Raw genomic sequence first — 9,418 nt, forward strand, 5'->3', positions numbered from 1 at the left:
TGCGTCGACATCGAGCCGAGCGAAATGATGCCGATGCCGTATTTGCCGGCCAGCGTCATGCCCGAGGGCGAAATCTGCGAGGCCACCACGAACGGCATCTCTTCCTGCAGGGGCAGGATCTGCAGCGCGGCGTCGTTCATGGTGAACCAGTCGCTTTTGGCGGTGACGCGCTCGCCGTTGAACAGCCGGCGGATGACCGCGATCGCCTCGTCCTGGCGGTCGCGCTGCGTCATCGGATCGATGCCGAGCGTGTGCGCGTCGGAGGCGAGTGCGCCGGGGCCGGAGCCGAAGATGGCGCGGCCGCCGGTCATGTGGTCAAGCTGCACCATCCGCTGCGCGACGTTAAAGGGATGGTGATAGGGCAGCGAGATCACGCCGGTGCCGAGCTTGATGCGCTTGGTACGCTCGCCGGCGGCGGCCAGGAACATCTCGGGCGAAGCGATGGTTTCCCAGCCGCTCGAATGGTGCTCGCCGCACCAGAACTCGTCATAGCCGAGCGCATCGAGCTGCTCGACGAAATCGAGGTCGCGGCGGAATTGCAGCATCGGATGTTCGCCGATCGGATGATGCGGGGCGAGGAAGGCTCCGAATTTGAGGCGTGCCATGGGTTTCTCTCCGGGCGGCTGTTTTTCTTTGAGGGCCGAGCCAAACTACGGGGTGGGGATGGCCAAGGCAATCACGGAAAACGCAGGCGAAGCATGTGCCGCAGCCGTCGTTCCCGGTGCGCGGGGACGACTCGTGGAAAAAAGAAGAGGATTTACCGCGTCATCCGATTCCAGGCATCGAGACCGGCGATCTTGTAGGCCTCGGCGAGCGTCGGATAGTTGAAGGTATTCTGGATGAAATAATCGATGGTGCCCTTGAGGTTGAGCACGGCCTGGCCGATGTGGATCAGCTCGGTGGCGCCTTCGCCGAGAATATGCACGCCGAGCAGCCGGCGGGTCTTGGTCGAGAAGATCATCTTCATCATGCCGCTGTTGAGCCCCATGATATGGCCGCGCGAGGTTTCGCGAAAACGCGCGACGCCGACCTCGTAAGGAATGCCGCGCGTTCGCACTTCCTCTTCGGTCAATCCGGTGGTTGAGATTTCCGGCACCGAATAGATGCCGTAAGGGAAGAACTCCGGCGGCGCCAGCGGCTCCATTCCGAGCGCGTGACAGGCGGCGACGCGTCCCTGCTCCATCGAGGTGGACGCCAGACTCGGAAACCCGATCACGTCGCCGGCGGCATAGATATGCGGCACGCTGGTCTGCAGCGTCACCGGATCGACCGCGATCCGGCCGCGATGGTCCACTTCTATCCCTGCCGCCTCGAGATTGAGCCGGTCGGTCGCGCCGACGCGGCCGGCCGCGAACAGCAGCATCTCGGAGGTGACGTTGCGGCCGTCGGAAAGCCTGGTCAGGATGCGGCCGCTTGCGGTGCGTTCGATGGAGTTCACGGCGGAGCCGAGCCGCACCGCGACATTGCGGTCGCGCAGTTCGTGCATGAACTCGTCGATCAGTTCCTTGTCGATGAAGTCGAGAAACGTCGGCCGCGGTTCGATCAGGGTCACCGCGACGTCGAGCGCCGAGAAGATGGTGGCGTATTCGACCCCGATGACGCCCGCGCCGATCACGGCAAGGCTGCGGGGCAGTTTCGGCAGGTCAATGATCTCGTCGCTGTCGAACACGGTCTTGCCGTCGAACGGCACATAGTCGGGGCGGAATGGCCGCGTGCCGCAGGCGATCAGGATATGTGCGGCGGAAACCACGCGGCTCTCGCCATTGTCGGCCGTGATCTCGATCCGGTTCGGCCCGGCGAAGCGGGCTTCGCCGGCGGCGGTTTTCACCGCGTTGCGGCTGAACTGGTGCTCCAGCACTTCGACTTCATGATCGAGCGTCTTTTGCAGGCGTACGATCAGGTCGGTCGCGCCGATATCCTGTTTCACCCGGTAGGACCGGCCATAGAAGCCGCGCTCGCGCCAGCCCGACAGATTGAGCACCGTTTCGCGCAGGGTCTTGGACGGGATGGTGCCGGTATGAACCGAAACGCCGCCGACCCGCCGGCCTTTTTCCACCACCAGAACGGATTTGCCGAGTTTGGCGAATTGCACGGCAGCCCTGCGGCCGGATGGGCCGGAGCCGATTACCAGCATGTCGTAGTCGTACATCGAAGGCGCTTTCCGAACGCTTTGAGGGCTGAAAGACGCCTTCGCCATGCAGCAATCGGGCCGCATTTTCCGGCTGAATTTCTGCGACCGGCCGTCCAAAGCCGAAATTAACGGCAATCCCCATAATTCTGGGAATTGGCAGCACACGGCCTTTTCATTTTGCAGTGCAGCAATTATCTGCTCTGGATGCAATCAAGAGAATCTCTTGCCGAGGAGCTGCCGGTGTCTCTCGCCAAAAACGTCGATTTCCTGCGACGCCTTTCGAAGCTTAACGGAATCAACGGCCTTGGGGACTGGGGACGGAACCTGAGGCCGGGCCGTAGTTCTCTGGTCGAGGTCACGAATTTCGGCGCCAATCCGGGCGAGCTCAGGATGTTCCGCTACGTGCCGGACCAACTGCGGCCGAAGCCCGCTCTGGTCGTCGTTCTGCACGGATGCGGTCAAACCGCTGCCGGCTACGACGCGGGCGCCGGCTGGTCCACGCTGGCCAAGCGCTACGGCTTTGCGCTGCTGATGCCGGAGCAGCGTCCGTCGAACAATGCCCAGGGTTGCTTCAACTGGTTCAACCCGGAAGACACCGCGCGCGACTGTGGTGAAACCGGTTCGATCCGGCAGATGATCGCGCGGATGGTCGGCGATTACGGCATCGATCAAAACAGCATCTACGTCACCGGGCTTTCCGCCGGTGGCGCCATGACATCCGTCATGCTCGCAACCTATCCCGACATCTTCGCGGGCGGCGCGATTATCGCAGGCCTGCCGTTCGGAGTGGCGACCAACGTGCGGGAAGCCTTGAGCGGCATGTTGCAGTCGTCGTCCCGCAGCGCGAGCGAATTGGGCGATCTGGTGCGCAATGCGTCACATCACAAAGGCCCGTGGCCGAAGCTTTCGGTGTGGCACGGCAGCGCCGACCGTACGGTCAACCCTGCGAATGCCGATGAGATCGTCAAGCAGTGGCTGGATGTGCACCATCTGCCGTCGGCGCCGATGTCCGAGGCGGTCGTCGACGGTTATCCGCGCCAGGTCTGGTGGAACGCGGACGGCGAAACCATCGTCGAATCCTACACCATCACCGGCATGGCCCACGGCACCCCGCTCGGTATTGCCGACAACGACGAGCACTACGGCGCGCAAGGCGCGTTCCTGATCGAGGCGGGAATTTCGTCGTCCTATCATATTGCGAAGTTCTTCGGCCTCACCGAGTGGATCCATCAGCCCAAGGAGGCTTCGAAAGAGGCCGCGCCGGCGCGGACGCCGGACATCGCCGTGATGCTCTCGCCGCTGGCGACGCTTCGCCGCCCTTCCGAGCCGCCGCGCCAGCCGCAACGCCGTGCGATCGACGTCGGTGCCGTCATCACCCGGGCACTGACCGCTGCGGGCTTGATGAAATAAGGGCCTTGCGAGGGTCGGCGCGGTTGAATCGCGCTGCCGCGCAGGCACCCACGGTTTTGTTCCGCCGATTCAAAATATATTTGGAACCAAATGCGGTATCCCCGTGTTTACCGGGGTTGTGACCGGGGGCTAAGTTCCGGCCGCAAATCTGGGCTGAACCTGCGGTCGATTATCCCCTGATGTTGAAGATCAATAGACCCGCTTCTGCGGACTTTCTCGCCGGCGGCGGCGAGATGGGGGCGTTGACGCGGGCGTATCCCTGGTCGGCAAGTCCGCTCGGATCGCCGGAGAGCTGGCCGCAGAGCCTGCGGACGGCGGTGCGGATTCTGCTGAATACCAACCACCCGATGTTCATCTGGTGGGGCCCGGAACTGATTCAATTCTATAACGACGCCTATCGCCAGACCATGGGACCCGAGCGCCACCCGAGCGCGCTCGGCCAGCGCGGCCGGGAGTGCTGGGTCGAAATCTGGCCCATTATCGGCCCGCAGATCGAGCAGGTGATGAGCGGCGGGGGTGCCACCTGGCATGAGAACCAGCTCGTTCCGGTCACGCGTCACGGCAGGCTCGAGCAGGTCTACTGGACCTACGGTTACAGCCCGATCGACGAAGACGACGGTGTCGGCGGCGTGCTCGTGGTCTGCCGCGACGTCACCAGGGATTATCTTGCCGGCGTCGCGTTGCGCGAACGCGAGGCTGAACTGGCGCGCGTGCAGCAGATCGGAATGATCGGCGGGCTTGAAGTCGACTTGCGGACGGGTTTCCGCAATCGCCGGTCGCCGGAATATCTGCAGATTCATGGCCTGCCGCCCGATGCGGCGAACGAATCCCACGATGACTGGGTCCGGCGCATTCACCCTGCGGATCGCGAAGCCACCGAGAAAAAATTCCGCGACGCCATCGCCAGCAAAGCCCGCGACTACACCGTGCAGTACCGGATCATTCGTCCCAGCGACGGCGAACTGCGCTGGATTTCGGTCAGGTCGACGATCGAGCGCGACCAGAACGGACGCGCCATCCGGCTGGTCGGCGCGCATACCGACGTCACCGAGCAGGTGATGGCGGATCAGGCGCTGCGGCAAAGCGAGGAGCGCTTTCGCACCCTTGCGGATCAACTGGCCGAGCTGAACGCGACGCTGGCGCAGCGCGTCGAGGAAAAGACCCGGGAGCGCGATCGGATCTGGAACGTGTCGCAGGATCTGTTGGTGGTCGCGGACCGCAAGGGCGTCTGGCGAACCGTCAACCCGGCCTGTACCCGGACGCTCGGCTGGAGCGAGGCTGAATTGCTCGGCCGCACCTCGCAATGGCTGGAGCATCCCGACGATGGCGAACTCACCCGGGCGCAGGTCAGAAAACTGGGCGAGACCGAGACCACGGTCAGGTTCGAGAGCCGCTTTCGGCACAAGGACGGATCGTACCGCTGGCTGTCCTGGACCGCCGTGTCGGACCAGGATCACACCTATGCGGTGGCCCGCGACGTCACCGCGGAGAGGATCGCGGCCGAACGGCTCAAGGCTACCGAGGAGGCCCTGCGCCAGTCGCAGAAGATGGAAGCGGTCGGGCAGCTGACCGGCGGCATCGCGCACGACTTCAACAACCTGCTCACGGGAATCGTGGGATCGCTGGATCTGCTGCAGACCCGCCTCAGTCAGGGGCGGACCGACAATTTTGCGCGTTACATCAACGCCGCCATGACATCGGCCAACCGCGCCGCGGCGCTCACGCATCGCCTGCTGGCGTTCGCGCGCAGGCAGCCGCTGATCCCGAAAAGCGTCGATGCCAATCAGCTCGTGGTGTCGCTGGAGGATCTCTTGCGCCGGACCATCGGCGAGACCATCGATCTTGTAATCGTCGCGGCGGACGGCTTGTGGGGCACGCTGTGCGATCCCAATCAACTGGAAAGCGCGCTGCTCAATCTTGCCATCAACGCCCGGGATGCGATGCCGAACGGCGGCAGGCTCACCATCTCGACCGCGAACGCGCGGCTCGACGGCATCAGCGCCGATACGCCGGCGCTGGCGCCCGGCGATTATATCAGCATCGATGTCACGGACACCGGCAGCGGCATGAGTGCCGAGGTGGCGGCCCGCGCCTTCGATCCGTTCTTTACGACCAAGCCGATCGGGCAGGGCACCGGCCTCGGACTTTCGATGATCTATGGATTTGCGCGGCAGTCGAACGGCCATGCCACCATCGACAGCAGGCCAGGGCAGTGCACCTCGGTCAGGCTTTACCTGCCGCGCCATCACGGCGATGCCGGCACCGAACATGCATCCGCGGTCAGGGCCGACGAACATGCCGCCACCGGCGAGACCGTGCTGGTGGTCGAGGACGAGCCGGTGGTGCGCGCGGTCATCCTGGAAATGCTGCAGGAGCAGGGCTACCGGACGCTCGATGCCGTCGATGGACCGTCGGGCCTGCGCATGCTGCGGACCAACGGACGCGTCGACTTGCTGGTCACCGATGTCGGCCTGCCCGGCATGAACGGGCGCCAGCTCGCTGACCAGGCGCGGGAAACCCGGCCCAACCTGAAGATTCTCTTCATCACCGGCTATGCCGAAAGTGCAGCGATCGCCGACGGCTTTCTGCAGCCCGGCATGGAAATGATCACCAAGCCGTTCGACCTCGACAATCTCTCGCAGCGCATTCGCGCGATGGTTTCGGGCTAGCGCGTTTTCTCTTCCCTTCTCCCACAAGGGGAGAAGGAAGTGCGACCCTCAATTACCGCGCGGTCTCGGCGATCAGTTCCATCGGCGTCACCACCACCTCGCCGCCGGCGACCTGCCTTGTCTTCTCGGTGTAGTGCTTGAAGAAATCGCGTTGCTGCAGGGTCTTGACCGCTTGGTCGTCGGCGGCCGCGGCGAGATGGAAATAGCTGGAATCGTCGCGGTTCTTCATGACGCGGTAGAGGATTTTCCCCTTCAGCTCCGGATCGTTGTTGAGGGCGGCAATGAATTTCTCGACTTCCCGGTGCCACGCCTCCGCCGTGCCGTTGGCAAACTGATATTTGATCATGAAGTGCTTCATGGCTTGCTCCCTGGATAAGGACGATGCCGGCGCAACACGGTCCGCCCGCCATTGTCCGCATGTCCCAATCTGGCGCTCACAGAGTCGATCATGCAAGTATGGACAAAAATGTCACCATGGACTTTTTCGTCGCTGTCGCTATTTCTGGGGCACGCGTCGTTCAATAGCGGAGATCATGACATGGCGAACCCGAAACCGGCGCCGGCCTGCGGATGCCCGGTCGCGGCCTTCCAGAAAATGATCAGCGGCAAATACAAGCTGCGGATCGTCTGGGACCTGAAGGATGGCCCGCGGCGCTATGGCGAGATCCGGACCGGCCTGCTGCGCGGCGCAAGCGGCAGCGCGGAAATCGCACCCCGCGTGCTCAGCCGCGAGTTGAAGGCGCTGACCGAGAGCGGGCTGATCGACCGCAGGGATTACGGCGTCGTTCCGCCCAAGGTGGAATATCGCCTGACCCGCAAGGGCAAGAGCTTCGTTCCCGTCATTGCGGCCATTCGCAACTGGGGTGCGCGCCACCTCGAAGACAACGTGGTCGAAATGGTCGCGGCCGAATAACGGCGGCGGCTGGAGCCATTTCCGTTCCGATCGAATCGGAACGGGGCCGGAATCCACTTCGCTCGAAAACGCTCTAATCCTGCCGTCACATCTCGCCGGTGAGGAACGGATTGGTCATCCGCTCCTGGCCGATGCTGGAGCCCGGGCCGTGGCCGCAGATGAAGCCGACGTCGTCGCCGAGCGGCAGCAGCTTGTCCTTGATCGACTTGATCAGCGTCTTGTGATTGCCGCCGGGGATGTCGCTGCGCCCGACCGAACCGTTGAACAGCACGTCGCCGACATGCGCAAAGCGCATCTCCTTGTTGTAGAACACCACGCTGCCCGGCGAATGGCCGGGACAATGCAGGATATCGAAACTCAATTCGCCGATTGAGACCCGGTCGCCCTCGTTGAGCCAGCGATCCGGCGCAAAATCGCGCACCCCGGTCATGCCGAAGCGGGCGCCGCTCGCCACCACATTGTCGAGCAGGAATTTGTCGTCGATATGCGGACCTTCGATCGGCACGTTCAGCGCATCGCGCAATTCGGCCGCGCCGCCGACGTGATCGATATGGCCGTGCGTCAGCCAGATTTTTTCGACATCGACGCCGGTCTGTTTGATCGCAGCCTCAATTTTCGCAACGTCCCCGCCGGGGTCGATCACGACGGCCTTTTTGGTGGCTTCGCACCAGATGATCGTGCAGTTCTGCTCGAACAGCGTCACCGGAACGATGATCGCGCCGGCTTTCGCTTTGGTTTCAGTTTGCTGTGTCATGTCAGCACATTGCCGATTTTTCAGGGATCGCCAAGAGGGAAATAGCCCGAAAAATAGCGGGAAGAATAGCTGCCGATTTTCCAGGCGAAAATTTCTCCGTGGTCCGCCGACCGGAACCCGCGGTTGGCTGCAACCCCCATATGGGCGGGTGCCGCGAAATTTGCTAGGCTGCCGCGATGGAATCGCAAGCCCGCCAAGTGACCCTGATGCCGCCGCCGGATCGCCGTCAGTCCGAGACGGCGCTGGCGATCGCGCGCGGCACCGCCCGGCTGTTGTGGTCGCTGGGATTTTCCAGCATCAGCGAACTGCCGCTGCCGTCGGGACGGCGCGCCGATCTGGTGGCGCTGAACGAGCACGGCGAAATCTGGATCGTCGAGATCAAATCCTCGGTCGAGGATTTGCGCGCCGACCAGAAGTGGGAGGAGTACCGCGCGCATTGCGACCGGCTGTTCTTTGCGTTTACGCAGGATCTGCCGTGCGAAATCTTCCCCGCCGATACCGGCCTGATCGTCGCCGACGCCTATGGCGCGCACATGCATTGCGAGGCGCCGGAGCACCGGCTGCCGGCGCCGACCCGCAAGCTGATGACGGTGCGCTTTGCCCGGGCCGCCGCACAGCGGATCAATCGCCTGACCGATCCGCAAGGGCACGGAGAATTCTAGGTTCAGCGAGTCTTGCCGTCGCCGCCGAGTTGTTCGCGGAAGAAGGCGATAACGCTCGCGTCGAGTTCACGGTGAAAGGCCGTTCGGTCGAAGCCGGGTGGATCGGTGCAAAACCGCGGCAAGTTCGCCACGAACTCCGGCGTGCACGGTGCGAGGAAAGCAAAGTGACCGGCCGGGACGGTGTGGATGCCGGACTTGCCCGGCAGGCTGTCGGCGGTGATGGCGGTGTTTTTCGGATCGACGCCTCCGCCCCCCAGTTCAGATCGCCAGATCAGCAGCGGGATCCGGACTCCGGCCAAACCTTCCTTTGTAAACGCAAAGTTCACTGCAGTGTCGGCAAGCACGGCGGCCCGGATTCGAGGCTCATGCGGCGGGCTGGAAGGAATGTCGCCACTGCGAAACTGCTCGCAACCGAGCGATTTGTTCGACTCCGGGCAGTAGGGCGCGATCTTGCGGAAATCCGGATCGGCTCCCGCCAGCACCAGCCCGGTAAAGGCGCCGGCGGAAAAGCCGAAGAAGCCGATTTTGGTGGGATCGATGACCGTCCTGTCCCGCCAGTCTTTCAACATGAAATCGAGCAGCCGGATGATATCCACCGGGCGTGACGCCAGCACGGACAGCCTGTCGCGCTGCGAGGAGTCGCCGCCGTTCTCGCCGGGATGGTTGATGGCGGCGACGACAAAGCCGGCATCGGCCAACGCTTCTGCGGTGTCGCTATGGCCGCCGAACCACCCGCCGCGGCCGTGAGAGAGAACAACCAGTGGCAGTTTTGTCCCGGTGGTCTCAACCGGTTGACGCAACACTTTATCTTAGAGGGAAAGGATGGAGTGTGGGATGGAACGGAGATTTCATAGAGGGTTTACTGCGGCGGAGAGGACG

9 protein-coding genes are annotated in these 9,418 nt (G+C 63.3%); 4 read left to right on the forward strand and 5 right to left on the reverse strand.

Features of this window, described 5'->3' with window-relative positions; all coding sequences use genetic code 11:
* Both E7813_RS08820 and sthA read right to left on the reverse strand, forming a co-directional pair.
* On the reverse strand, positions 1–605 hold a 605-nt coding region (locus tag E7813_RS08820; protein ID WP_291572895.1), incomplete at its 3' end, for an LLM class flavin-dependent oxidoreductase.
* Positions 606–757: 152 nt separating this feature from the next.
* Entirely contained in the window at positions 758–2,149 is a 1,392-nt protein-coding gene (sthA, locus tag E7813_RS08825) for a Si-specific NAD(P)(+) transhydrogenase (RefSeq protein WP_291572896.1), read from the reverse strand.
* A gap of 222 nt (positions 2,150–2,371) precedes the next feature.
* Here sthA and E7813_RS08830 point away from each other — a divergent pair, with 222 nt between their 5' ends.
* Both E7813_RS08830 and E7813_RS08835 read left to right on the forward strand, forming a co-directional pair.
* Positions 2,372–3,541: a PHB depolymerase family esterase gene (locus E7813_RS08830; RefSeq protein WP_291572897.1), complete on the forward strand. Its 1,170-nt coding sequence runs from the start codon at positions 2,372–2,374 to the stop codon at positions 3,539–3,541.
* Positions 3,542–3,720: 179 nt separating this feature from the next.
* Entirely contained in the window at positions 3,721–6,210 is a 2,490-nt protein-coding gene (locus tag E7813_RS08835; RefSeq protein WP_291572898.1) for a PAS domain-containing protein, read from the forward strand.
* Positions 6,211–6,262: 52 nt separating this feature from the next.
* On the opposite strand, the gene E7813_RS08840 is transcribed toward E7813_RS08835, so the two are convergent.
* On the reverse strand, positions 6,263–6,568 hold the full coding sequence (locus tag E7813_RS08840) for a hypothetical protein (RefSeq protein ID WP_291572900.1): 306 nt from the start codon (positions 6,566–6,568) through the stop codon (positions 6,263–6,265).
* Positions 6,569–6,748: 180 nt separating this feature from the next.
* Between E7813_RS08840 and E7813_RS08845 the strand changes: the two genes are divergently transcribed.
* Complete coding sequence (locus E7813_RS08845; protein ID WP_291572902.1) at positions 6,749–7,123, forward strand: helix-turn-helix domain-containing protein; 375 nt, start codon at positions 6,749–6,751, stop codon at positions 7,121–7,123.
* Positions 7,124–7,208: 85 nt separating this feature from the next.
* Here the strand turns inward: E7813_RS08845 and E7813_RS08850 are convergent, their stop codons facing one another.
* On the reverse strand, positions 7,209–7,877 hold the full coding sequence (locus E7813_RS08850; protein ID WP_291572904.1) for an MBL fold metallo-hydrolase: 669 nt from the start codon (positions 7,875–7,877) through the stop codon (positions 7,209–7,211).
* 176 nt (positions 7,878–8,053) lie between these two features.
* Here E7813_RS08850 and E7813_RS08855 point away from each other — a divergent pair, with 176 nt between their 5' ends.
* Complete coding sequence (locus E7813_RS08855; RefSeq protein ID WP_291572907.1) at positions 8,054–8,539, forward strand: MmcB family DNA repair protein; 486 nt, start codon at positions 8,054–8,056, stop codon at positions 8,537–8,539.
* A gap of 2 nt (positions 8,540–8,541) precedes the next feature.
* Here the strand turns inward: E7813_RS08855 and E7813_RS08860 are convergent, their stop codons facing one another.
* On the reverse strand, positions 8,542–9,342 hold the full coding sequence (locus E7813_RS08860; RefSeq protein ID WP_291572910.1) for a hydrolase: 801 nt from the start codon (positions 9,340–9,342) through the stop codon (positions 8,542–8,544).
* Positions 9,343–9,418: the final 76 nt, after the last annotated feature.

The organism is Bradyrhizobium sp., assembly GCF_004799405.1.
Classification (GTDB): domain Bacteria; phylum Pseudomonadota; class Alphaproteobacteria; order Rhizobiales; family Xanthobacteraceae; genus Bradyrhizobium.

Bases quoted from the DNA above. Each gene is read 5' to 3' on its own strand.
- E7813_RS08845 (WP_291572902.1), top strand. From the start codon at position 6,749: ATGGCGAACCCGAAACCGGCGCCGGCCTGCGGATGCCCGGTCGCGGCC.
- E7813_RS08835 (WP_291572898.1), top strand. From the start codon at position 3,721: ATGTTGAAGATCAATAGACCCGCTTCTGCGGACTTTCTCGCCGGCGGC.
- E7813_RS08850 (WP_291572904.1), bottom strand. From the start codon at position 7,877: ATGACACAGCAAACTGAAACCAAAGCGAAAGCCGGCGCGATCATCGTT.
- E7813_RS08840 (WP_291572900.1), bottom strand. From the start codon at position 6,568: ATGAAGCACTTCATGATCAAATATCAGTTTGCCAACGGCACGGCGGAG.
- E7813_RS08855 (WP_291572907.1), top strand. From the start codon at position 8,054: ATGGAATCGCAAGCCCGCCAAGTGACCCTGATGCCGCCGCCGGATCGC.
- sthA (WP_291572896.1), bottom strand. From the start codon at position 2,149: ATGTACGACTACGACATGCTGGTAATCGGCTCCGGCCCATCCGGCCGC.